25 protein-coding genes, 2 pseudogenes and 2 riboswitches are annotated in these 22,979 nt (G+C 50.4%); of the genes and pseudogenes, 11 read left to right on the plus strand and 16 right to left on the minus strand.

What is annotated here, in order from left to right; genetic code table 11:
- Positions 1 to 12: 12 nt before the first annotated feature.
- From JFN93_RS05465 to JFN93_RS05480, 4 genes are all read right to left on the minus strand, one after another.
- Positions 13 to 387 carry a hypothetical protein gene (locus JFN93_RS05465; protein WP_199382994.1) on the minus strand — a complete coding sequence of 125 codons (375 nt, stop codon included), beginning with the start codon at positions 385 to 387 and terminating at the stop codon, positions 13 to 15.
- Between the two features lie 427 nt (positions 388 to 814).
- Positions 815 to 1,111: a hypothetical protein gene (locus JFN93_RS05470; protein ID WP_199382995.1), complete on the minus strand. Its 297-nt coding sequence runs from the start codon at positions 1,109 to 1,111 to the stop codon at positions 815 to 817.
- A 413-nt stretch (positions 1,112 to 1,524) separates the two neighbouring features.
- On the minus strand, positions 1,525 to 1,821 hold the full coding sequence (locus JFN93_RS05475; protein WP_199382996.1) for a hypothetical protein: 297 nt from the start codon (positions 1,819 to 1,821) through the stop codon (positions 1,525 to 1,527).
- A 420-nt stretch (positions 1,822 to 2,241) separates the two neighbouring features.
- Positions 2,242 to 2,333: riboswitch (cyclic di-GMP riboswitch) on the plus strand.
- A gap of 459 nt (positions 2,334 to 2,792) precedes the next feature.
- A complete protein-coding gene (locus JFN93_RS05480; RefSeq protein ID WP_199382997.1) occupies positions 2,793 to 2,993 on the minus strand; it encodes a GSU3473 family protein in 201 nt (66 codons plus the stop codon).
- 292 nt (positions 2,994 to 3,285) lie between these two features.
- Here JFN93_RS05480 and JFN93_RS05485 point away from each other — a divergent pair, with 292 nt between their 5' ends.
- Entirely contained in the window at positions 3,286 to 3,981 is a 696-nt protein-coding gene (locus JFN93_RS05485; protein ID WP_199382998.1) for an SAM-dependent methyltransferase, read from the plus strand.
- A gap of 189 nt (positions 3,982 to 4,170) precedes the next feature.
- Here the strand turns inward: JFN93_RS05485 and JFN93_RS05490 are convergent, their stop codons facing one another.
- Positions 4,171 to 4,464 (minus strand): hypothetical protein, encoded by a 294-nt coding sequence (locus JFN93_RS05490; protein ID WP_199382999.1) that lies wholly within the window; start codon positions 4,462 to 4,464, stop codon positions 4,171 to 4,173.
- Between the two features lie 693 nt (positions 4,465 to 5,157).
- Between JFN93_RS05490 and JFN93_RS05495 the strand changes: the two genes are divergently transcribed.
- Together JFN93_RS05495 and JFN93_RS05500 are read left to right on the plus strand one after the other, a co-directional pair.
- Positions 5,158 to 5,847, plus strand: a complete 690-nt coding sequence (locus tag JFN93_RS05495) for a PEP-CTERM sorting domain-containing protein (protein ID WP_199383000.1) — start codon at positions 5,158 to 5,160, stop codon at positions 5,845 to 5,847.
- A gap of 175 nt (positions 5,848 to 6,022) precedes the next feature.
- A riboswitch (cyclic di-GMP riboswitch) is annotated at positions 6,023 to 6,114 on the plus strand.
- Positions 6,115 to 6,250: 136 nt separating this feature from the next.
- The gene (locus JFN93_RS05500) at positions 6,251 to 7,003 is read left to right on the plus strand and encodes a hypothetical protein (RefSeq protein ID WP_199383001.1); all 753 of its coding nucleotides are present in this window, start codon (positions 6,251 to 6,253) and stop codon (positions 7,001 to 7,003) included.
- Positions 7,004 to 7,338: 335 nt separating this feature from the next.
- Here JFN93_RS05500 and JFN93_RS05505 read toward each other — a convergent pair whose 3' ends face one another.
- The 6 genes from JFN93_RS05505 to JFN93_RS05530 all read right to left on the minus strand — a co-directional run bounded on the left by JFN93_RS05505 (position 7,339) and on the right by JFN93_RS05530 (position 13,378).
- Positions 7,339 to 7,992 (minus strand): fibronectin type III domain-containing protein, encoded by a 654-nt coding sequence (locus JFN93_RS05505; protein ID WP_199383002.1) that lies wholly within the window; start codon positions 7,990 to 7,992, stop codon positions 7,339 to 7,341.
- A gap of 668 nt (positions 7,993 to 8,660) precedes the next feature.
- A complete protein-coding gene (locus JFN93_RS05510; protein ID WP_199383003.1) occupies positions 8,661 to 9,359 on the minus strand; it encodes a uracil-DNA glycosylase family protein in 699 nt (232 codons plus the stop codon).
- A 235-nt stretch (positions 9,360 to 9,594) separates the two neighbouring features.
- Positions 9,595 to 10,620, minus strand: coding sequence for a toll/interleukin-1 receptor domain-containing protein (locus JFN93_RS05515; protein WP_199383004.1), 1,026 nt, complete (start codon positions 10,618 to 10,620; stop codon positions 9,595 to 9,597).
- A gap of 140 nt (positions 10,621 to 10,760) precedes the next feature.
- Positions 10,761 to 11,933, minus strand: coding sequence for an SIR2 family protein (locus JFN93_RS05520; RefSeq protein WP_199383005.1), 1,173 nt, complete (start codon positions 11,931 to 11,933; stop codon positions 10,761 to 10,763).
- 167 nt (positions 11,934 to 12,100) lie between these two features.
- Positions 12,101 to 13,006, minus strand: coding sequence for a hypothetical protein (locus JFN93_RS05525; protein WP_199383006.1), 906 nt, complete (start codon positions 13,004 to 13,006; stop codon positions 12,101 to 12,103).
- A 219-nt stretch (positions 13,007 to 13,225) separates the two neighbouring features.
- Complete coding sequence (locus JFN93_RS05530) at positions 13,226 to 13,378, minus strand: hypothetical protein (protein ID WP_199383007.1); 153 nt, start codon at positions 13,376 to 13,378, stop codon at positions 13,226 to 13,228.
- 1,614 nt (positions 13,379 to 14,992) lie between these two features.
- On the opposite strand from JFN93_RS05530, the gene JFN93_RS05535 reads away from it, so the two are divergent.
- From JFN93_RS05535 to JFN93_RS05555, 5 genes are all read left to right on the plus strand, one after another.
- On the plus strand, positions 14,993 to 15,406 hold the full coding sequence (locus tag JFN93_RS05535) for a response regulator (RefSeq protein WP_199383008.1): 414 nt from the start codon (positions 14,993 to 14,995) through the stop codon (positions 15,404 to 15,406).
- 361 nt (positions 15,407 to 15,767) lie between these two features.
- Positions 15,768 to 16,292 carry a DUF2939 domain-containing protein gene (locus tag JFN93_RS05540; protein ID WP_199383009.1) on the plus strand — a complete coding sequence of 175 codons (525 nt, stop codon included), beginning with the start codon at positions 15,768 to 15,770 and terminating at the stop codon, positions 16,290 to 16,292.
- 902 nt (positions 16,293 to 17,194) lie between these two features.
- Positions 17,195 to 17,479, plus strand: a complete 285-nt coding sequence (locus JFN93_RS05545) for a hypothetical protein (protein ID WP_199383010.1) — start codon at positions 17,195 to 17,197, stop codon at positions 17,477 to 17,479.
- Between the two features lie 43 nt (positions 17,480 to 17,522).
- Complete coding sequence (locus JFN93_RS05550) at positions 17,523 to 17,807, plus strand: hypothetical protein (RefSeq protein WP_199383011.1); 285 nt, start codon at positions 17,523 to 17,525, stop codon at positions 17,805 to 17,807.
- A gap of 107 nt (positions 17,808 to 17,914) precedes the next feature.
- The gene (locus JFN93_RS05555; RefSeq protein WP_199383012.1) at positions 17,915 to 18,172 is read left to right on the plus strand and encodes a hypothetical protein; all 258 of its coding nucleotides are present in this window, start codon (positions 17,915 to 17,917) and stop codon (positions 18,170 to 18,172) included.
- A 162-nt stretch (positions 18,173 to 18,334) separates the two neighbouring features.
- Here the strand turns inward: JFN93_RS05555 and JFN93_RS05560 are convergent, their stop codons facing one another.
- The gene (locus tag JFN93_RS05560) at positions 18,335 to 19,003 is read right to left on the minus strand and encodes a trimeric intracellular cation channel family protein (RefSeq protein ID WP_199383013.1); all 669 of its coding nucleotides are present in this window, start codon (positions 19,001 to 19,003) and stop codon (positions 18,335 to 18,337) included.
- A 60-nt stretch (positions 19,004 to 19,063) separates the two neighbouring features.
- Positions 19,064 to 20,329, minus strand: coding sequence for a M20 family metallopeptidase (locus tag JFN93_RS05565; RefSeq protein WP_199383014.1), 1,266 nt, complete (start codon positions 20,327 to 20,329; stop codon positions 19,064 to 19,066).
- Between the two features lie 216 nt (positions 20,330 to 20,545).
- On the opposite strand from JFN93_RS05565, the gene JFN93_RS05570 reads away from it, so the two are divergent.
- Together JFN93_RS05570 and JFN93_RS05575 are read left to right on the plus strand one after the other, a co-directional pair.
- Entirely contained in the window at positions 20,546 to 20,707 is a 162-nt protein-coding gene (locus tag JFN93_RS05570; RefSeq protein ID WP_199383015.1) for a hypothetical protein, read from the plus strand.
- 22 nt (positions 20,708 to 20,729) lie between these two features.
- On the plus strand, positions 20,730 to 21,011 hold the full coding sequence (locus JFN93_RS05575; RefSeq protein ID WP_199383016.1) for an integration host factor subunit alpha: 282 nt from the start codon (positions 20,730 to 20,732) through the stop codon (positions 21,009 to 21,011).
- Here the strand turns inward: JFN93_RS05575 and JFN93_RS25455 are convergent.
- The 3 genes and pseudogenes from JFN93_RS25455 to JFN93_RS26025 form a co-directional block, all read right to left on the minus strand.
- Positions 20,958 to 21,377: pseudogene (locus tag JFN93_RS25455) on the minus strand (transposase); the annotation flags it as partial. The gene JFN93_RS05575 and the pseudogene JFN93_RS25455 overlap by 54 nt on opposite strands.
- Positions 21,378 to 21,388: 11 nt before the next feature.
- Positions 21,389 to 21,787 (minus strand): response regulator, encoded by a 399-nt coding sequence (locus JFN93_RS05585; protein WP_199383017.1) that lies wholly within the window; start codon positions 21,785 to 21,787, stop codon positions 21,389 to 21,391.
- 298 nt (positions 21,788 to 22,085) lie between these two features.
- Entirely contained in the window at positions 22,086 to 22,529 is a 444-nt protein-coding gene (locus JFN93_RS26025; protein ID WP_199383018.1) for a transposase, read from the minus strand.
- Here JFN93_RS26025 and JFN93_RS26190 point away from each other — a divergent pair.
- Positions 22,484 to 22,760: pseudogene (locus JFN93_RS26190) on the plus strand (transposase family protein); the annotation flags it as partial. The gene JFN93_RS26025 and the pseudogene JFN93_RS26190 sit on opposite strands and share 46 nt — an antisense overlap.
- Positions 22,761 to 22,979 lie beyond the last annotated feature (219 nt).

Here is a 22,979-nt window from a genome sequence, read left to right on the forward strand (position 1 = left end):
TCAGATTTTCAATTAGCCGGGCGGACTACCCGTGCGTTGCCACGTTTTGCGGACTTTGGATACCAGGAGACTGGCAACGACAAAGAGAACGGAAGTCGAAACCGTATTCCAAATCGAGGCGAAGGACTCGTCACACAGGTTCGACTGGTTGATCCCAAAGTAGATGCTGGATAGGACGGCGATTACCAGCCCGTGCTTCTTGCCGGCGTACCAGGAGGTAAGCCCGATCGGAAAGAGATACAGCAAGTGAAACTGGTATTGAGGAGGCGTGGTGATATCAGCCATGCAGACAATGAGGGAGCAGATCAGGCCGAAAATGAAGTTGTCGTAATCATCCCTGCGACAAAGGAACTCGTTGCTCTGCTTCAAAAGCGCTTTGGACGTCATGTACATCTCCAGCCACCCCGTCTCACTCAGCGCCAATGCGCCGGGAAGATGCGGCATCTGCATCTTTTCTTGCCAACGGATCTATCGATTGCCAGGACCTCAACTTCCGGCTCGAGAAATTGTCGTACCGGACAGGCTCTTCCGCTCGCCGGTTTGACCGGCAGAGTGGCACCAGACCGTGCAATCGACACTCATTGAAGTCAACATGCCGGGCCACTATACATGAAGTATTCCTTTTCAACAAGATATACCCCTTGAGCCCCCGGTGCCCCTTCCCTTCTTGACTACAGGGCCCGCGCTCGGATTACTCACCCGACGAAAAAGGGGGCCGGCTTCTTCAGCGGCCCCCTCTTCGTTTAATGCAGCCCTGCCACTACACGTCCTGACGTCCCTCCCCCCGGCATTGAACCTGGATGCCGGCGCCGGTCTAGAACCACTCGGCCGGCAAAGCCCCGATCGCGATTCCGGCACCGGTCACCAAGGCGGCAAATCCCGGTGACGCCGTGTAGAGCACCCCGAAACCAAGGACAATTCCGGCGCAGACCCCGGCCGGCGCCAGGTACGGGACGGGCGACGTACCTCTCCGGACCAGGTCCCCTTCCCTCTTCTCGGTAGCTGCCAGAAACGGCAGGGCTGCTACGAGCAAAGGGAGTGCGAACACGGCAATCGCGCATACCCCAAGGATCCAGATCAGGGAAACAATGACCTCGACGAGCTTTGACATGACGACTCTCCTTATTGGTCAACGTGGCGGTATCCCACTGCCTAGAGGCAACTCATCAAACAAGGCCACAAACAGCAAGGCCGGATCGCAGGGCAACCCCAAGGGGGCATGCCTGGCAATCCGGCCGACAAACCTTTTCATCGAATCAATGGCAAGCGGAAGAGGAGGTGGATTTATCCATAGCAACAGCACCTGATGAAAAGCTTCATCGACGGGTGTCCTTGCCGGAACTTCCTCGCAGGTCGAAGCACGAGCAGCTCGTAGTTGCTGCGTGCGAGACATACACCTTTTAAACCACTGTTACAAAAAATGTCAACCGATAAAACTACACCGGAGAGTGCATCCAGCCCGGCAAACGTCGATCCCGCCGGCCCGCGTCCACCGCATTTAACAAAAGGAGTTCTACCTAATTTCTAGAACCAGGCCGCAGGCAGCGCTCCGATGGCGACGCCAAGACCGTTCACGACGTTGGCAAAGACCGGAGAGGCCGTGTAGAGCGCCCCGAAGATCATGGCAAAAAAGGCGCAGAAACCGACCGGGACCAGGTAGGCGTGGTGCGGCATCGAAGCCGAGAACGCGTGAGCCCCCCTCTTCTCTCCGGCGAGCAGGAAAGGGAAGGCCGTCACCAGCAAAGGCAAGGCCAGCACCGCGGTCACACATACCCCCAGAAGCCACATCAGTTTAAGAACGATCTCCGTAAACTTTGTCATGACGACTCTCCCTTCTCTGCATGAGATGACGACTCCCGGCACCGGGTATCGTTACCAAACCGCCGCTTCCTGAGGCTCTGACTTAGTGAAGTCAAGCTAACGATTAGCGCTCATCCCGCTCAGTGTCAAATAGGTATACACAATAATATCGTATACATACATCATCCAGCCGTATACTCTACAACCAAACCGCGTACCGCAGTTTCCACCATCCCGAACCGCGGTATTTCACGAATTTGCCGATCGGACTGTCATAGCCGTGGGCTTACTGGCTGGAGGATGATGCCGGGATCTGCCTGGGGACCATGAGGGGGAGGAAAATAATCCCGTCGCAGCGACGAGACACAGAAGAGGTTGGCAAATTATAATGTTGTCTTTTGTTGACACAGTTTCCCGGAGCGGTAATCTGGAGTCAGCCTGTTTCCGAAACGGTAAACTTGGAAGAAATTCCAAGGGCACAAAGCTGACGGACCCGATATCCTGAAAAAATATCAGGTAGCCGAGCTACCGAAGAAACAGGTGCAAATTGGAAAACCGCCCTTCGACACCGATCGAAGGGCGGTTTTTTTTTGCATGAAGCCCCAGTCCCCCTTTGGCAAAGGGAGGGCTGGAGGGATTTGCCTTTCTGATGCCGCCCCCAGAACCAGCACAGTCCTATTCCGATCGAAACCAGCACTGCATCTGTTTCGGGAATGATTCCGAAGGGATTCGACCTTGCCCCCCCCTTTGGCAAAGGGGGGCCGGGGGGGATTTGCCTTTCTGATGCCAGGATGGCCACACCCAGAACCAGCACTGCAGCTGTTTCGGGAATGATTCCGAAGGGATTCAGACCTTGCCCCCCCTTTGGCAAAGGGGGGCCGGGGGGGGATTTGCCTTTCTGATGCTGCACCAACAGAAGATCACCTGCGAGTTCTACCGCCTTTTTGGGGGATGCCATTGCCTCCTCGAGCCGCAAACCGCCCGGGGTGCCGCTACCGCGGGCCGTTATCGGACCACCGGCGTCCGATCCCCTTGAAGGGAACCTGCTGTTTGCGAATGGGATCCTTGCCAACGACGACCCATCCGTCCTCCCGGCAAAACGCGAAGATCTCCCCACCCTGTATCATCGGGTCTATCTTGGACGTGACGGTCAGCTCGATTTCCCCATTGGTTCGGATCACCCTGAGACGCATGACGGCCTCCGTCCTAGATGCGACTTTCCGACCCGCCCCCGGCCCCGCACCCCCATTGGCCGGTTCATCGGGCACCCCTCGCTTTTTGCCGTAATATCGGCCAGTTGAACCATAGCACCGGCTGAAGTTGCGTCAAGACAGACCAAAGGACATATTTTCCTAACCACATCGGCTAAATACCGTTACACCATTAAATAGGTGGCACCGGCCGTTGGATAAGGGTTATCATTCCCGATGACCAAAACACGAAGCTAAGCGGCCCTTGCCTGCCCCAGAAACAAAGGAGACCTGAATGGCTGATAAATCGCCGGACTTTTTTACCAAAGAGGCCGCCCAAGGCTACGATGAGAAAAACCGCAAGCTTTCCCGGATCGCGGACTGCCTGCATTTCCTGATCGGCCTGGTGTTGAAGGATCTCCCGCCCCGGTCCAGAATCCTATGCGTGGGTGCGGGGACCGGTGCCGAAGTCCTCGCCCTGGCGCAAGCTTTTCCCGAATCGACCTTTGTCGCCTTGGACCCTTCCCTGGGGATGCTCGATATCTGTCGCGAGCGCATCGAACGCGCCGGCGTGGCGGACCGGTGCGAATTGATCCACGGCTATATCCAGGACCTTCCGGGCGAGCCCATGTTCGATGCCGTCTTGAGCGTCCTGGTCGCTCACTTCGTGCCACGCGAGGAAAGATCCAACTTCTTTAAAGAGATGACCAGCCGCCTGAGAAAAGACGGCACGCTGGTAAATATCGAAATCAGTTACGATCTCGACTCCAACGAATTTCCCTCAATGCTTCGAAGCTGGGAGGAAGTGCAGACCCTGATGGGGGCGACGCGGGAAGCGCTGGATAGCCTTCCGAAGCAGCTGCGAGAAATACTGACGGTGCTTTCTCCCACAGAAACCGAAGCCCTGATCCGGGAAAACGGCATCGATTGTCCGGTGCGCTTTTTTCAAGCGCTGATGATCCACGGCTGGTACGGGAAAAAAGGGATCTAGCCGCGCAGTGCGGGAACCTTCGGTGGGGACCGGGTCAAGCGCCAACGACGGAAACGCAAAAGGCCCGATTTGGGCAGATATTACCTGCCCCATCGGGCCTTGCGAGGGGGGGACGGGGAATCACCCCGCGACCTGAAGACCTACCCTGAAGGTGCCCAACTTGTCCGTGTCCGATATTGGCTGGACCCTTCAGCGATTGGCAATGCACAATTTCATGGGCGTTCCCGTTTCCTCTGCCGCAGAAGCTTGAGCCGAGGTGGCCGCTCTTTTCAAATAGCCATTCTGCGGCATCCTCCCGATCACCGAGGAGAGCGCCATGAAGGTGGTAGAAGCGCAAACGGGGCAGAAGCTGCCATTGTGAATGGTGTCACAGTTCAGACAGACGTTGGCATCGTCCAGAGCCAGGCCGATGATATCGGGATACAGCCTGGCTCTTTTTAACTGGGTATCCCTACTGGCAGGAACGCTCTCACCTATCCTCATACCCTACCCCCTTTCACCGTGATGGTGGCTACTAAATTGACTTGCAAAACGATAACCTGGACTCCTACTCCAGAAGCGCAGGAGCAGTGACCGTCAATCAGTATGAGATAGCTCTTAATGAAGTTTAGGAATCAGCTGCCGAGAGAGATAAGAAAGTACGTCAAATTGGTTAGTGCATTTTAATTCATAGCAACGTATTTGCAAACCCTCCTAAGGAATATCCCCTTCCGGGCAAGTGCATGAAAGTAAGTCCAGCACCTCCCTACCCCCGGATCGGGCTTTACCGGATGCCCGGTTGCTGGCGAAACGATAGGAGCCGGTTGCTACGGCCACCGTAGCGAAAGGTTTGCGTTGGTCCCGCCCGTTATCAATATCTCAGTACCCAGCCCCATCTGGTTTCTCTAAGCCTCTTTCTTATAGGACTTGCTGTAAAACCTTACATTTCAAGACCAAGCACTTGTCCCCAAGCACCTGTCCCCAGTACCAAGTTCAAGTCACCACTTTAAACTAGACAAGATTTCATCTCCGTTACCGCCTTCTGTCGGAGATTTTTACATCATGTGTCGAGGTACTTAACAGATTTGGCCCGCAAACGGGAGCAATCAAAACCGCTTCCGTAAGATATTAATAGGTTATGGATTGTCACGTTAATTGCATTTAATTGGTTTACTTCAATTAAAAGGAGGGAGCGTTATGAAAAAGCTTGTTGCACTATTGGCCGCCATTGGCCTGCTCTCCGCCTCTGCGGCGGCGTTTGCGACACCTATCACCGGAACATCAACGGGAACGCTCACCGCAGGAAACGGCACCACCCAAATAAACCCGTACCAGACCAGTTGGACGGGGCCGGGAAACAACACGTCAACCCTCACTGCCGGCACGTCCGCTGGGACTGACTCGATCAATCAAAACTATGCAGTCGTCGGGGGGTTAAACGTTAAACTCGCATCCCTAACGTGGGTCGATCAGGACAATCTCAAAGACGTAACCAACGGTGCAACCTGGAACGTGGCGGTGACCCTTACCGATCCGAGCCTTTCTACCTCTCTTCCTGCTGATTTCCTGACCATTAAACTGAAAAACGGCAGTAAGCCCGATACCATCTCCCTGGGCTCCCTTGCCGGCCTTTCCGGAACCTTCGGCACCTGGCAGATCGGCAACTTTCACTATGAAGCGACAGGTGGCACTTCTCTCAATGGGTTGGATTGGATCTCAAGCCAATATTCCACCGGAAGTCTGTGGCTCGAAGCTGACTTTACCAACACGGCTCCTGAGGTTATCAATACGGCTTCTGTCCCAGTACCTGAACCGGGAATGATGGTTCTCCTGAGCGCCGGTTTTGCCGGCCTCGCCATCTACGGCAAGGGCCGCAAAACCGTTTAACAGGTGAACGAGCCAGTTCAAGGATGGTGCGCTTTCCCACCACTTACCCATGCTGGTCAGGGGGATCAACTGCTCGGTCTGCTTATTTTCAGACCCTGGCCATGCCGGATTAGCAATTTATAACATGGAATATTGTTGACACCGTTTACCACGGCGATAAGATGAAATCAGCCTGTTTCCGAAACGGTAAACTTGGAAGAAATTCCAAGGGCACAAAGCTGACGGACCCGATGTCCTAAAAAAATATCAGGTAGCCGAGCTCCCGAAGAAACAGGTGAAAATTTGAAAGCCGCTCATCGACACCGATCGATGAGCGGCTTTTTTGCGCCGGACATGCCCCAACAGAAGATTTCGCCAGACCTCTCCCCCCCCCACCTTCAAAGGAAAGATGGGGGGGAGAGGGATGAGCAACTGGTCGGCAACTTGCGGGCAAATTGTGGTTGGTGCTATCGGGGGTGTCCTGGATGGCGCGATGGATGGCTATCCTCGGGCGGCCGGTCCTATGCCTTGCGCCTCGAATGCCTTCCCCGTCACCGAGAATAGCATTCGCCGCTCACGGAATACCTTTCTCGTCACGGCGAATAGCATTCGCCGCTCACGGAATACCTTTCCTGTCACGGCGAATGGCATTCGCCGCTCGCCGAATACCTTTCCCGTCACCGCGAATAGCATTCTCCGCTCGCCGAATACCTTTCCCGTCACCGCGAATAGCATTCTCCGCTCGCCGGATACCTTTCACGTCACCGCGAAGGGCATTCGCCGCTCGCCGAATACCTTTCCCGTCACCGAGAATAGCATTCTCCGCTCGCCGGATACCTTTCACGTCACCGAGAATAGCATTCTCCGCTCGCCGGATACCTTTCCCGTCACCGCGAAGGGCATTCGCCGCTCGCCGAATACCTTTCCCGTCACCGAGAATAGCATTCCGCGCTCGCCGAATACCTTTCCCGTCACGGAGAAGGGCATTCTCCGCTCGCCGAATACCTTTCTCGTCACGGAGAATGGCATTCGCCACTCGCGGAATACCTTTCCCGTCACCGAGAATGGCATTCGCCGCTCGTCGGACACCTTTCGCGTCACCGAGAATGGCATTCTCTGCGCGGCCGATACCTTTCGCGTCACGCCCTGGCATGGGCGTGTAAAGGATTTTGTGTAAATGCCCCATCGGCTACATAACGGGCATTCTTCCCAATGGCATTCTCTGCGCGGTGTGTCCATTTCGAGCTTTGGCGATTAGCTTCCGCTGCCTGAAGGAGGGTATTGCGCGCCAGAAAAATGCGTTCTTGGCTCGACGGATATGATCCGGACCGCAAAGAAGGCAATTCGCTCCACAGCCGATATGATCGGTTCCGGGGAGGATGCGTTGCCCGTACCTGCACAGCTAGTTTTTCGAGTCTAAGAATCGGTGGCAACCGATGGGTGGGAGACTTAGGCGGGAACGGCTCCCCCGGAAGACCGGGGGAGCCGTTGGGCGGCTTTTCTTTTAAGAACCTACGTCACTATGATACCAACGGCCTCACTCCAGGGACTCGTCATGTTGTTGCCGATGCTCCTGACCCTGAAGTAGTACCAGCATGCCCGTTCGAGATTGCCTACAACGGCTCGGATCCTCTTGTAAAACCCCTGGTCCACAAAGGACTCTTCGCCCTGCGGTATTCCTTTGCAGAACTGCAACTGGTAGGAGCCGGCCCCGGAATCCTTACCCCAGGCCGCCGTCACCTCCCCGATCTCCGGTCCATTCTTCAACCTGAGCGATAGCGCGACCATGGAAACCGTCCGGTCATACGACTTCTTCGACTTTTCCCTCCAGTTATACCCGTTGTTGTGGAGCCAGGACTCGTCTTTCGCATGCTTCGCCCTGAGTACGAGGTAATTGGCGTTGATGTTGACGTCTTCCAGCGCGGCGGCGGTCGCCGCCTCGAGTTCCTTGGTCCAGGTCACATTCAGGCTACCGGCTTTCTCCCACTCCCGAGAGATCGTCTCTTTATGTTCGCGGAATTGTTGTGCGCCGGGAACCCAATGGTCCTTTTCAGCGCTGATTCGAGGGTGCGCCTCCTGCAAAGTAGCAGCGTCATTAAGCCAAATTATGAGCTCCGGAGGATTCATGTCCACGTGGTTCATAAGGAATCGGTCTGTCGCATTCATGGTTTGCCCTCCCCTCTGGGATTAATTTTCCCTTAGAATAACTACAACTCGACGACCGTCAAGAGAAAATCTTTTGCCCCATACTTCTTCCGTTCTTTTCGGAGGGCACCCTTCGCAAAAAGGCCAAGGCTCCGGCCGGCACTTGGCGTGCCAGCCGAAGCCCTGGCAATATCCCAAATATCAGAGGGCTTGAAGGTCCGCCTTCGCTAAGCGCCCGCCTCCGTTCCACTTCGGCGGTCAGCTACGGCGGACAGCCTTCGCCTAAAAAACAAAAGGCTCCGGCCGGCACGTTTGGCGTGCCAGCCGAAGCCTTGGCGGTACCCAAATCTAGAGGGCATGAAAATCCGCCTTCGCTAAACGGCCACCTCCGTTTCACTTCGGCGGCAGCTTCGGCAGACAGCCTTCGCCTAAAAAGCAAAAGGCTCCGGCCGGCACGTTTGGCGTGCCAGCCGAAGCCTTGGCGAAGGCTGGTGGAGGTGGCGGGAATCACACATCAACAATAACATACCAATATAAAAGCATTTTACAAAAACAAAACCACCACCAATACCCCAATTATACCCCCAATTTACCCCCCCCACACCCCTGTCTTTCCTTTGACCGCACTTGCCCCAGGATCAACGGGGTCAGCCATGACTGGCCCGCCCGGCTTATCGGGCGGTAGGCGTCTATGGGCGTTGTTGGCCACAGTTCGTGAATCTTTTCGTGATCTTTTGCGCTAGCGAAGTTTTCTTCACGTTCGGGTCTGACCACTTCTTAGGATTGTAGTTGTCACAGAAGGCATTTTTACATCTGGAGGGGTGCGAGGTGACGAACCACGGCAAACCCATAGCTACAAGTTGCTGGATCACTTCAATATTTTCTGATTCAAAGGCTGATCCGCACGCTAACAGCACCGGGGTTTCCCCAAATCTCTCCCTTATAAGCGTAAGCTCTTCAAACAAGAATCCTTTATTTATATTCCATGCTTGCTTAACCCTTGCATTTTTCTCGGCACCATTACTCTTGACCGCAAAGTCCGCCTGAAACCGTACTAAATTGGTTATGTAAATTCCATTACTTGCAAAAAGCTTGTAGTGGGTCAAGAAGCAATAATTATTTGGCAAGCTAAGAGGTTTCGGATCGATAATATTGGCATTGATCAGATTGTTAAATATTCTTGATCCTGTTGAACAGACAGTGGGAAATCCACTTTCTACCTCCGCATAAGATGGCGATTCACAGATTATAACCATTTGGATATTCGGAACGTCAGCAAAAATATTTGTATTAACTGGACCAATATCGACGGCGTCTGCAATGCTCCAACACCTCTTATGAATCCGTGCCAGCCGTTCGGAATCTGGCAGCTCGTAGAATCTTTTCATCAATTCATCCTCTATGGTCAACGGGCTGCGGGTGAGCGGCGGAGCGACGTTGCCCTCACAGACTCCTCCCCGCTCCTATTGACTCGCGCAGGCCGTTTCCACCAGCTGTGGCTGGGATCATTCTTTATGCTCACATATGTTAGTGCCTTAGAGGAATTATGACGGAACTGTTGAATATGTTATCTGTGTCCCCTCATACTCATATCTCGGCCCTATCGGCCTCTATTAATTTGGTTCACACTTTGGTGATATCCAATGTCTTTTCTAATAGATTGTTGTGTGCAAGCCAGTACCTTAGTCTATGCATCTTTGGAGTGTAAAGCAAAATCGTTCTACCATTATCCCGCAGCAGCCACTGGCTCCTGGCGCTTGAATTATTAGCCTGAGTAGGCGCAGGTGGTATGAAATGGGATTCAACAAGTCCAAACATTAGCAGCGAGTCCTTAAAGTCGTCCATGTAGGGCTCTACAAAGAAGTCCTTACTTTCAAAACCAAAGTCAACAATGTACTTAGCTCTAGCAAGATTAGTAAGATAGTCAACCAGCCAAGAAAAATTATATTCTGAAACATTAACATCAGTTAGCTGAGAAATAACTTGATGACAAGAAATTTTGAAAGAAACTAGTGATTCTGATTCCCCTGAATTGCTTTTTGTCCGGACATCTAGCACGGTATCTTTGTCAAAGCTGTTCCAAATGTAAGCGAAATCTGCACATTCTCCATCTGAAAACACTTTTGTTTGCACCTGTTGTATCTTTTGGAGCTCTAATTCTGCTTGCAGTCTTTTTATCTGCTCGTTTTGCACTGCGGATTTCACAGTCCGTTCCATAAAACTCCGCCAAATCTCTGCAACAACACGCGGCAATAGGTCCCTATAATTTTCGGCACCCCAAACTGGTGCTTGCAAACTTTGTATATCTATCCTCAACTGGGAACGAACCTTTTCGCTGCTAACATAGGGCAAAAATGCTACTCCACCGTCGTTCAACTTGTGAATAAGGGCGGCGTCCATTTCTTTTCTAACCATAGATGAGCTTAGCGAGTTGTCAGTAAAATACAGCATTACGCAATCACATGTTGGAATACCATTTTCAAATATTGATTCAAGCCACGGTTTTCCGTGCCTGATTTCATCGGAATCAAGCCATGGTTCAATTTGGCATCTTCGTAGATCGTCGGCCAGTTTTTCGATAAAATTAACATCTAGTTTCGAGTGTGACAAAAATACTCTTGGCCTATTCAAAATTTTTGACATTTCCATGTATTATTCCTGAGAGTCTTTTCGGATTTCTTTGGGTCTCTGCCCATTCGCAATGAAAGGTTTTGGGGGTCGGTTTTCTCGCCAACACAAGGCCGACCGCCCCGGCCCCTGAGGGGCCGGTTCAGCCGCGAGTTGGGACCTCACTCTATCCCATGTATGTTGAGGGCTGCTCCCTCCTCTTTCTTGCACCTTGAAAGCTGATCTGCAACCCACTGGCTTGCTTTTAGCTGACAAACTGCAATCTGTTCATTTCGCGGCATTTTGTCGTGGTACTGAATATAATAAGATTTTTTATTAATAAACAGTTCTTCCTGAACCCGTCTCGCATCAAGTCCCGGATCAGCCACTACCAACCTACGTCTTCGGTCGTAAATCAACCAGTTAAGAATGATATGATTAACATGTTCATCGCGGAAACTATATCCGCAGACCTGCAACTCATCGGTTTTTTCAAGACGTGATCTAAAGGCGAACAATAAGTCAAGATATGGACCTTTGACTGTGAGCTTGTTACCTAAACCAAATATCATACACGGCTCTTCATTCCATGAAATTATTGAGTTTGGTATAACTCCATCTGGAGATAGTTTCCAATCTCTTGACCCATGCAGTTTTGCTAAGCAAATACGGGAATGTTGTGAAAAAGATACGGTCGGAGAGTCTTTATTTAGCCCTCGGTCTACTGGAATGCCAACACGTTTTGCAGCTGTTTCTATAACATCATCATAGTTAAGAGATGCGATCCATAATGGCTTGCGTTGTGCTTGCAGAATAAACGGCAATAGGTATGATACCTGATCATCCTCTTTGACTTGTGTAAGCTGCAGCACTTGTCGCAAAACAAATGCTGCAGCTTCCATGAATACACTGCCAGATGCTCCAGATGCTGCTACCAGTGCCTCCTCCAGCCCTTCACGGACTTTACGTATGTCGTGGAAAACTTCAGACCGATCTCCGGCATGGGATATTGCATCTTCTAAAGCTCTGCAAATTGAATCAGATGCGTCACCCAATTTGGGCCGATCCGCAGCAGTTACTGTATGACTCCACGAACCTACGAAGGGTCCTAGTATGTTGTTGTGTCTTTCGCCTAAAATTTTTAGAATTGCATATAAACTTTCAACGTCGACACCTCCAAATGGCTTCCCTGCGACACTACGATGGAAATGCAGCCCGCCAACTGCTGTCTCAATAGCTGTACATATTCTCTTATCATTTCTAGCACTTTCGTGTATCAGTTTTGCCATCTGCAAGGTTGCCGGGATGCCTGCTTCAATAGAAGCGCCGGCACCAAGCAGGTACGTAGTTTCCATAAAATGCCTACTCCTTTCCGAGGGACTGTGTCTGCCTCTTCCATCCTTCAGCGACGAACTCAAGGCTGACCGGGTCTGTCCGTGTGCCGGTGAGTTGGGGAAACCTGTTGTCCCCCAGAAACTACCTAGTTTTATGACTGTACATAGGGCTCAGACATTATTTGCAATCATTCAAATGGAAACTGAGCAGCTATGGCCAAGAAGAATAGAATATTCTCTGTATAACGGGAGTCAAAGTGAATCATGTTGAAGCGCCTCATGTGCTCGCCAGTGCCGTTAAAGTGAGCCCGCCAAAGGCTAAGAAGCAGCGTTTCTGAGTTGGAAAGGACCGCCTCGTACTCCCCCTGTTTTAATGCATAAATATGATCGGCCTCTTCGTCATAATGCCAATAGTCATCAAACGGCATTACTGGCGACTTGAAAAGAAACGTCCACAAGGTCTTATTAGCTTTAATTTTGGTATAGTCTTTATATTTATCTTTGAGTTTTTCGTTGAATTGACGTTCAAATCTAATCAGCACATCTAGCGACTCTACAAGATACGGTTTATCAATCTGCAATTTTCCGCCACGCTTTAGAGCTCTTTTTAATGAACCTGCAGAATCAATGTATATGTCATTGACTATAAGATTATTGTGCAATAACAAGTTTCGAGTTGCTTTTATTTCCTTTATATTATTACCAAAACCTTCAGCAAACTCAGGCCAGTCAATGCAAAGGTATTCCATTGCCTTTTTGAAAAAATCTTCAAAAGATTTATATGCTAGCCCATTTATATGAGAATTGACTACAGTATTCAATAGCATAAAATAGTTTTCAAAGAAGGTACCCTTATCAAACTTAAATTCATTGCTCGGCAATTTCTGTGGGAAGCTTCTTAAAAAATAATTAAGTACGTCTGAGATCATAACTTCCACGGATGAAACAGCTAGAACAAACAAACCGTGATCTACTACTTCACTCTTTGAATCGACAATGTGCGCTGAAATCTCCTGCAGCCGAGCCTCAGAAACTGCAATAGGGGCGATCAACTCTTTCAGGATCATCAAATTTGGATAATCTCCGACTTTCATATTTTCCTCTGCACCAACGATGTTATTGAGCGGTTAGGGTATACATCTACTGGTAGATACAAGCATCTACACGTAGATGCAAGCATATACCGGTAGACGCAGAAGTTGCATATCTGTAGACTTCCGCCGTCGTCCGCAGATTTATACGATACTGATATATGCTTTTACAACGGCGTCCGTCCCAAGGATGTTGCAGTACCTGACGAACCAAAGGCGCTTCTATGAGTCCCACTTTTCCCCTGCCGCCTTCACCATCGTACGTTTTTTCAGGTCAACAACATCAATCTGAAGATGGACAAGGACGTCCAGCGTAAATCGTGGCTCTTGCGGGTTCCATTCTTTTTCCTCGACGATCAATTCCACCGTTTTCAAGCGCTGCCACAACATAGCGTCGTACCGAAAACGGACGCACACCAAGGCTTCGCCGTATTTTTAACCAGGCTCGTTTTTCACTGGAGGCGCAGCATATCACGCAGAGATTGTGGGCATCAATGCAAATATGGGGAACTTTAAGGGGGGACGGGGGCCAGGGGGACGGGGGCCAGGTCTTGAAATGTAAGGTTTTGGGTATATTGGAAAGTGATTTTTCAAGACTTGGCTCTGCGCGCAGGAGGCGTGCCAGCCGAAGCCTTTCGGGAAAAAACAGAAAGCTGGAGGAGTTTGAACGTCCTCCTTAGCTAAGGAGGACGAATAAGAGACCGGCACCGTTACGGAAGCCAATCCCCTCGGCTTACAATTCGCGTCGCTTGAATGGCCAACCTTAAAATGCAAAAGGCCCGGTAGGCAGGGTTACCTGCCCAACCGGGCCTTAGCGAAGGCTGGTGGACGCGGCGGGAAAGAATTCGAACCGCGTGTGAGGTTCCTTTCCATGTGCCGCTCCTAACTGTCAAAGAACCGCCCTTGCATCAGGCCATCGCCGAAAAATCGAAGCATCTTCAGCAGTTGGGCATGAACACAAACAAAATAGCCAAGTCATTAGGAGTCGATTGGTACACCGTTCGGAAGGCCCTCAACGAGGGCAAGCGTTAAGGGTAACGCAAGAAGCAAGGTACACCAAAGCTTCAGGGTTGTCAGCTGCTATCCCACGCCCGCCAAGAGGAGCCCACATCTCAATACGACCGTGGGCTTCCCTTTATGTCTTTTAGGACAGACGTTGGATTCCTGATTTCGGAATCAAATTGCGCCCGGCTCTGTCGTTCCTCCGCCCAGCACCGATTGCCCAGAAATTTTTACTTAGCCCACTTGACCATCTTCAACGAAACCCCACCGAAGAGCCTTTCCATCCTGTTCATTTTTTTGCTTTGTTCATAAATTGTGAACAATAACGATTAGGATAGGGAACGGGTGATACAACAAATAACTGCTGAGGGTAAGGTAAAAGGTTGCTCCCATCCCAGGCTCACTATCGGCCCAGATCTTGCCACCATGACGTGGGGTGAGGTAGGATCGTGAGTGAGATCGGCGAGGGGGATAGGGTAAAGCTTGCCTTTCAGAAGTAATTGCAATCTTATTTGGGGCCACTATAGCTATAAAGTCATAAAACGTGATGGCAAAATTAATTAGGCTGGAGGGGTCAACTAACTAATATTATGACTTTTGATATGACTAAAAATCTTATGGTAGTCTTTATTTTTAATATTCCATAATACGTTTCATTAGGAGTCAAATGTGTCAGCCATTGTTGATATTGTATCTTTGGAGGCAGAGGAAGCATGTCTTATAAAGTTCAGGTATCCACCTGCATCCTCGTGCTGATGGGTGGTAATCAACGTTCAGGGCAAACATATATATTGATAATTACTAGTCTCTACGAAGACGATTATTTCGAGTTCTTGGTTGATAGATGCCTTGTCCTTCCCTCTTCAAAAATCCTTGATCGTATGGAAAGCGATAAATCGTTTGAACATCGGGTGGGTAGTAAATCTAAATTGGTAGAGGAAATATATCTTATGACAGACAATGTTAGTGTTCAATGGAGGGTATAACATGCATGAAAGACTCAATCTGTTGCTCGTAGAGGAAAATCAGACATGCAGAGAAACGATGCATAAAAAGCTTTGTTCAGAATTCCCAGAAGTAAATATACAAGCTACTTGCAGTTATGACGAAGCAATAGATTTGCTTAAATCTAAGCATTATGACCTTATATTATGTGATTCGTTTTTGCCTAAAACCAAAAGAATTCACTTTGTGAACGAAGTATGTGAGATGACTTCTTTTTCTTTTAAAAACCCTCTTATAATTGTCGTCACCGGCGACATAGGAGTGAAAAAAGATTCATTTGGCAATATTGCAAAACATATATGCGTGGCTGATGTATTATATAAGCCAATTGACCAAAATGATTTGATACAAAAGGTAAGTGAAGTGGTACGTACAATAATGAGAAGCAGGTTGTAGTTAGGCCGCCATAAAACACCCCGCTTATTTGGAAAAGGTCATACACCCCACCAGCAATCCCTTCTGAAAACAACACATTAATGCACTGCAATAAAACTGTAACAAAATGGACAGTAACAAAAAGTTACAGTTAGCGCGTAAGTGTTGGCAATGACAGTGACTCTCGCTCCGAGGAGCGTTGTGGGTGTAACAAAATGGACACCTCCAGTAAACCCATGGCAAATGAAGCTGCCAGCCTAAGTATCTGGTTAAACATGTATTGTAGGTGTGGCATGGATATTGTTTACGCTTCTTTCTTTTGAGGCAAATCTCGCTGGGGCCTTGCACTCAATTCCTCTACTTTCCCTCCAGGAGGTTCCTTATGTCGCGCAAAACTTGTGTAATTGCAGGCTCTTTGATTGTCGTCGCACTTGCATGGTTCGTTGCCTCTCCCTATATCGCCGTTCATCAGATGAAGAAGGCAGTCGAGGCTAAGGATGCTGTGGCCATATCTGATCGTGTTAATTTCCCCGCGCTCAGAGAAAGCTTAAAGGGTAGCTTCTCTGCAAAGTTTGGGAAGGAGATGGCAAAAGAGAAGGATAACCCGTTTGCAGCGTTAGGTGTTGCTCTGGCCGGATCGATGGTGAACTCTCTCGTTGATGCGATGGTAACCCCTGAATCAATTTCAGCCATCATGCAAGGACAAAAGCCTGCTCAAATCAAAATATCATCCCAAGGCCAAAGGGTAAAAGATGAAGAAAAACCTGATATTTCGATGGGATGGGAAAAGCTGGACAGGTTCGTGGTTAAGGTAAAGAGTAAGGACCCTCTACAAGAGGAAATCTCGATGGTGTTTGAACGAGGAGGTCTTAGTTGGAAATTGACGGCGATAAGGTTACCGATATAACAGGTAAAAATCCCATACGTGGCGAAGATGCAAAAGTAAAGAGTAAAGATCATAAGGCAGAGGTCAAACTTTCCTGCCCAAAATGTAGGACCGTTTCTAGCCCGATCAAGGTATATGCGAGATGCGGCAGAATATTGGGTTGTACATTATATGTTATTTAGGAAGTAAGTGCTCATGTGGTCATTACGGCATTCGTCTTAAATAGTTAGTTCTTAAATAGGGTTTTAGAATATATTTAAAGGGCGGTAGGAGCAAATGGAGTATAGGGTGATCAGGGGGCTACTTTGTAGCTGCCTTGTATTTAGTTATGCCAGCAGTATTCATGCTGAATCAATATCGGTTGGAGCTGCGCCAAAAGGGGATTCGAGGAAAGTTGCAAAGAGGATAATTAAACGAAATTATCCTCTTTGCAAGGCTGTAAATAAGGCAAAACGTTTGCCTGATGGTTCTATTCTGGCAATTTGTAATGGTATAGATTACCGAGTGGTCACAATTTACGACTCTCGTAGAGGCAAAGTGTCGGAACTTGCTCTGAATTGTCCAGAGGCGTCAATAATCGGCCTTAGCTGTTACTGATATCGTGGATAAGGAAGAACGATGAGAGTGATAGCAATAATCGCAGTGATAGTGACGGTATTAATGACTGTTGCTCAGACTACGTTCGCTCATGGTGGTAGAGGGCACTACAGAGGAGGTGGCGGCCATCGCGGTGGTCGGTCTGGTAGTGGCAATGTAAGCGTTAAAGGCTATACCACCAAAAGCGGTAAACATGTTTCCACGCACCAGAGGGCACGTGGAGACAAAACCAAAACCAATAACTGGTCCACGAAAGGGAATGTCAACCCGTATACCGGGAAAAAGGGGACGAAGAATCGGTAGCTCTGGGGTGAGGAGGGTAGGATATGGTGGTCTCAAGGTTAATGGTGCTGATTGGTCTGTTGGTTTCAGTGGTTCAAATTGCAGAAGGTTCTGAGAAGCGGCTCTCGGATGCCCAGGTAAAAAAGGAGATCATCAGGGCGTCGATAGCGGAGTATCCAGGCAACTGTCCCTGCCCATATAACTTAACCAGAAATGGTAGCCGCTGTGGGAGAAGGAGTGCCTACAGTAGGCCAGGAGGGTATAGTCCGATCTGCTATGACCGGGATGTAAGCAAGGACATGATAAGAGAGTGGCGGAAAAACCATTAAGGATCTCCTATTTTTTTCTGATGTATTTGGCTGAGGAGGGTTCATGGCAAGTTTCACAATAAGGGTAGTTCTTCATGATGCGGACTGGGAGGAATATGCCGAACTTCATCAATATATGGAAGAAAAGGGATTCAGCCGAACCATAACTAGTAAGAGTGGAGTCACCTATGCCCTTCCAGATGCTGAGTACAATTTCGCCGGAGATGAGAAATTGGAAGATGTGTTAATCCTGGCAAAGGCTGCTGCAGCGAAGACAAAGAGGAGGCATTCGATTTTGGTAACAGAATCAAAAGGCCGCACATGGTCAAACCTTAGCCCGCAAGTTTGAACCCGTTGTTTTGAAGCGTTTCGTACTGCAGAGGCTGGAGGTGTAAGGTCTGATCGTTACGTATTGTTCCCGAATCTTTTGCAGCACATTTGGTAGGTAAACCACTCATGAGCATCAATGCGACTATGTTTGCCGCAGCCACTGAACGATCCTCCGGTTCTGTCGTGGAAGTCGTTTCTCGTATAAATGGTACACGATTTGTGGTACTTCGTGTGTATCTTCCCGAAAAGGAGGAATCGGCTATGGTCATCGGTCAACTGGAATCGGTGGCTCTGGGCGACACAATAACGGCAAAGGGATACTGGCATGTCATGGATAATCAGTTGATCTTTAACTCGGATACCATTGTCCGGCACCTTCCTTGATTCTTGCGAATCACAACCTCTACCTTAGATGATAGTCATTCCAAGGCATGTTGTTCCCTTCCCTGCCTCCTAGGTTGTCGACAACGCCCCTCGGCAGGCCCGGTCAGAGGGTTGGAGAGACTGTCGAAACTATTGCCGGATATCAAGACGAGCAAGCCCATCTCACAGCCCCCTTGCGTTGTCATCCTTGTGATCTTTTGGAGCAGGCGTGGCCGGTTGCTCGGGATCGCCGGCGATCGGAAGATGCCAGCCCCAGCGCATAGCCATGAACCTCAGCCCGAAGCACAGGACCGCTCCGGAGAGCGTTATCGCTGTCGCCGGCAGGTGCAATGCTGAGCCGATCACGACAACGGCGGCACCGGCCAGGGCCGCGATCGCGTAAACCTCAGCGCGCAAAACGGTAGGCACCTCGGTCAAGAGCAGGTCGCGGGCTATGCCGCCGCCGATCCCGGTCAGCATACCGAGGGGAGCTGCCATTACTGGGTTCAGCCCGAAGACCAGTGCCTTTTGCGTGCCGGCAACCGCGAAGAGCCCAAGCCCCGCTGCGTCGAACAGCAGCACCGGGTTGCGCAGCCGCTCGATGATAATGGGCCGCCAGAAGGCGACGGTTCCTGCAAGCAGCGAAACGGCCAGATAATGCCAGTTGCTGATCGCTGCCGGCGGTGTTGCTCCGATCAGTAAGTCGCGGGCAATGCCTCCGGCATTGCCTGCGGCAAACGACAAGACCAGAACGCCGAACAGATCAAGGCGATTCTGGACCCCCGCCGTTGCGCCGCTCAGCGCAAAAACAAAGGTGCCGGCGAGGTCAAGTGCCAGCAGAAGCATCTCCATCCCGTGCTCTCTCATATCGAACTCCGCGATCAGCAACGTCCGATTACCGGCCTTTGAGTCCTATGCCAGCCAAGCAAGCGCTGCGACCACCAAGGCCTCGACACCGGTTTCCAACGTCGGATGGATTACCGGGGCAAACTGTGGGCTATGGTTAACCGGCAGCTCATTGAGCGTTCCGGTCGCTTTGGCCTTCGCATAGGTCTCGGTATCTGTGCCGCCGACGAACCAGAAGACAGACGGAACCTCCCATGCCGTGCCGAAACAGCCAAAGTCCTCGCTCGCCGGTGCTGGGCCGCTGTGGTGTACGCGCGCCGGGGAGAAATGGGCGCGGAATGCATCGGCGATCCGTTGGCTCGCCCACTCGTCATTCACATTGAGCGGGTACCGGTCTAATGGTATGATCTCCGGTCTGCGAGGAGCACCTGATGCATCGGCTTCGGCGTTGACGATGCGCTCGATCGCCGCCAGCACGCGCTTGCGGACCGCGGCATCGAACGTCCGCACGTTCAGCTTTATGATCGCCTCGTCAGGGATGACGTTCTCTTTCGTGCCGGCTTGCAAAGCTCCGATCGTGACGACCGCTGCCTCGGTCGCGGCTACCTCCCGGGAAACCACCGTCTGAAGTCTAAGGACCGTTGCCGCGGCCATGACGACGGGATCTACGCTGGCCTGAGGCATCGAGCCGTGCGCCCCCCGACCAAACAGCCTGATTTGGAGGCTGTCCGCCGCCGAGGTGATGGGGCCTGCACTTCCGGCGATTTCGCCAGCCGCTCCGAGCATGACGTGCTGCCCAAGGACGACAGCCGGTCGGGGGAAACGCGCGAGGAGGTGGTCGTCTATCATAGCCTTGGCCCCCTGCGCAGTCTCCTCGCCGGGCTGGAAGACCACCATCAAGGTACCTCGCCAGGCTTCCCGCGCCTGAGCGAACAAGGTGGCGGCGCCAGCGAGCCAGGCCACATGCATGTCATGGCCGCACATATGTCCGACCGGCACAAGCTTTCCTTCAGCATCCGGCACGGTCTGTTGGCTTGCGTAGGAAAGACCGGTCGCCTCTTCAATGGGTAGCGCATCCATGTCGGCGCGCAGCATGACCGTCGGCCCTTCCCCATTATGGAGCAGGCCTACCACCCCCGTCTTCCCAACGCCGGTCGTCACTTCGTAACCGGCCCTACGAAGCCAGTCCGCGGCCAGCGTGGCGGTTCGTGTCTCCTGCATCGACAATTCAGGGTGGGCATGTATGTCCTTGTACAGGGCTTCGAGGTCTGGGATCAGCCGATAGATATCCCTCAGAAGGGGCTCTGAGGCTGTTGCTGTCGTCATGTTCATACCTGTGTCCTCCCCAAACTGACTCTTTGGCGTTCCATGGAAGTGTGCGGTCATAAAGTAAAGCACAAAAAAAGTCCCGCACAATCATTGTCAGATGGCTAACTCCTATTTTTTTAACAACTGTTATTTGCACGTTTCAGCCAAACATCTAATGCTCTGAAGAAATTATGAGAGTTACTCGTGCGCTACCATTCCATTTAGGGGCACCTTCACCTGATGGCAGAAATGGATGCCGAAGGAGGCAGAGATTTGTCCAGGGAGAGGTGGCTATTCTTTGCCGTGGTTGAGCTTAAAGAATTATTTTTACAATGGAAAATTCCGAGGATTTTGGGTATTGTTGGAAAGCTCGTAGCCTGTCTGTCAGTGACAGATGGATAGTATAAAACAAACTGGAGGGGCAATGACGAAAGCTGACCTTGTGGAACGAATCGTCGAGAAAACGGGAATGACCAAAGCTGAATCATTTGAGGTTTTCGAGCACCTGATGGAGACGTTAAAAGAGACTCTAGCGTCCGGGGAGAGTGTCAAGATACAGGGGTTTGGCAGGTTTGAAGTGCGCGAAAAAGCGCCGAGAAATGGGAGAAATCCTCAGACGGGGGAGCCGATAACGCTTGATGCGCGTAAGGTTCTAAGTTTTAAGCCATCGCAAGTATTGAAGCTTTCCCTCAATAAGGTGACGTAGTGAGGGAACAGCGGAGTGGGCTGGGTCCCGTCTCTCAGCCCAAGGGGGAAATCTGTTCTCGCAAGTGCCTGTAATGACGATCTTGTCGAAGATCGTGATGCTTAGCACCTGTATAATTTTGTAGAGACTGGCCTCGATTTTCAGCCTCTTCTTCATGATGGCAAGAAGCAGGTAGACCGACACAGCGATTCAGATCTGAGCCTTCACCGCAATTCCCGAGGTACCGTAGAAGGTCTTTATCGGTAGGTTCTGTTTGATCCATCTGAAGAACAACTCGACCTGCCACCTACAACGGTAGAGTTGGGTAATAGTGAAGGACGGCAGAGTAACGCTATTCGCATGGAAGACCAGGATCTTGTCGGTTTCGTGAAGTGTTTTTACAATGGTGCATCCAGCGCTTTTCTTACCACCTTTAATAATTCAGTTGGCAAAAAAGGCTTACTGAGTAAGTAGAATCTTCCAGAAAGATCGAGCTTACCACCTGCATAGCCTGTAATAAAAATTATCTTAGCCTTCGGATTCATTTTCATCATCGCTCTATACGTCTGCACTCCATCTAAAACTGGCATTATTATGTCAAGAATAACAAGGTCGATTTGATTATGTTGTTGGTAAAGCTCGACCGCTTCCCTCCCATCCTTTGCCGTTATCACACGATACCCAAACATATCGAGTGTGTCCTCCATAAGTGACCGAATCTGCTCTTCGTCGTCAACTATCAAAATGGTTTCAGAACTTTGGCGTGAAAGCTGAATCTGGCGTGGAGAGTCTTCCATGGCGGCGTCATCCGACTTAAGATAAGAAGTAGTAACAGAGTTCTTTACATATCATGACTTATGAAGTTTAGCTGCAGTCTATAATCGACAATAATTTTGTAATGCACTGATTTGTAACGAATTTAGAATTATATTGTTGGTGGAGACTCATTTCCTCTGTTGTATTGTTTTTGACGGAGAAATTACAATTTAGTCCGTTTTATTGTATCGGTGAAATAGCTGCAGGCATTGATAAAGATGATAACAGGACGTGGAAAACTTTATAAATCAGGTTCTTCAGCAGAATCTGTGGGTGCCTTCAGGCTCCGGTAGATTCCCAAGTGTGATACAAGGCGATTTTCATAACATCTACGTTTCTGAAGCCGTACGCTTTTCTGCACGTCACTTTCGCCTTGTTGTTAAAACCCTCGACGGCGCCCAAAGCTACCATCTTCCTGGCACGGAACCAGTTGAGAAGCAGCTCCCGGTGAGTACGTAACATCTGGGCTATCTTCTTCATCGGCTTCAGACGTGAACGCATGGTTCGTCGGCACCAGTCGTCAACAAACCTGGCCGCCCATCCTGGGCTTTTGTAGTGCAAGAACTGGTCGAAGTCCTCTTTGAGCAGATATGCCCGGATGCTTTTGAGGTGGCTCTTCCGGGTTTCCCTGGGTGATTTGATCTGACCTACTATACTCCCGCCCGAAAGGGGGAGCCATGAAAGACACCGATCTGTACCGTCAACTGTTGGGTCTTGAGTCACCGTGGATTGTTGCTAAGGTCGATTTGTCAGCCTCGACACAGCGAGAGGATGTTTTCGTTCACATCCCAAAGACGAGAAGTGGCCTTGCCCTGTCTGTGACGACTTATTGCCGGTGTACGATCACTCGGAAGAGAGAATCTGGCGTCACCTTGACAGCTGCCAGTTTCAAACCTCCTTCATGCCAGACCGCCGCGGGTCCAATGTCCTAAGGATGGCGTCCACCAGGTGCAGCCCCTGAGAAATTCGGGGCTTTTCTGCATCAAAGGGTATTGCGATTGCGGCTCTTTGAGCCTCCGTTGCCACCGGTGGACCCTTCGACATCCTAATCTGTATCCATTGTGTATTCCTGCGGCATCGCTTCCACTTCCCCAATCCCGGCACTGCATTTTTCTCATCTTAAATTGCTCATATTTCTCAATGCAGCAAGCTCAGGTTTTGCTAAGTTTTCTT

Origin of the sequence: Geomesophilobacter sediminis, from assembly GCF_016458275.1 — a bacterium.
In the GTDB taxonomy this organism is placed as follows: domain Bacteria; phylum Desulfobacterota; class Desulfuromonadia; order Geobacterales; family Geobacteraceae; genus Geomesophilobacter; species Geomesophilobacter sediminis.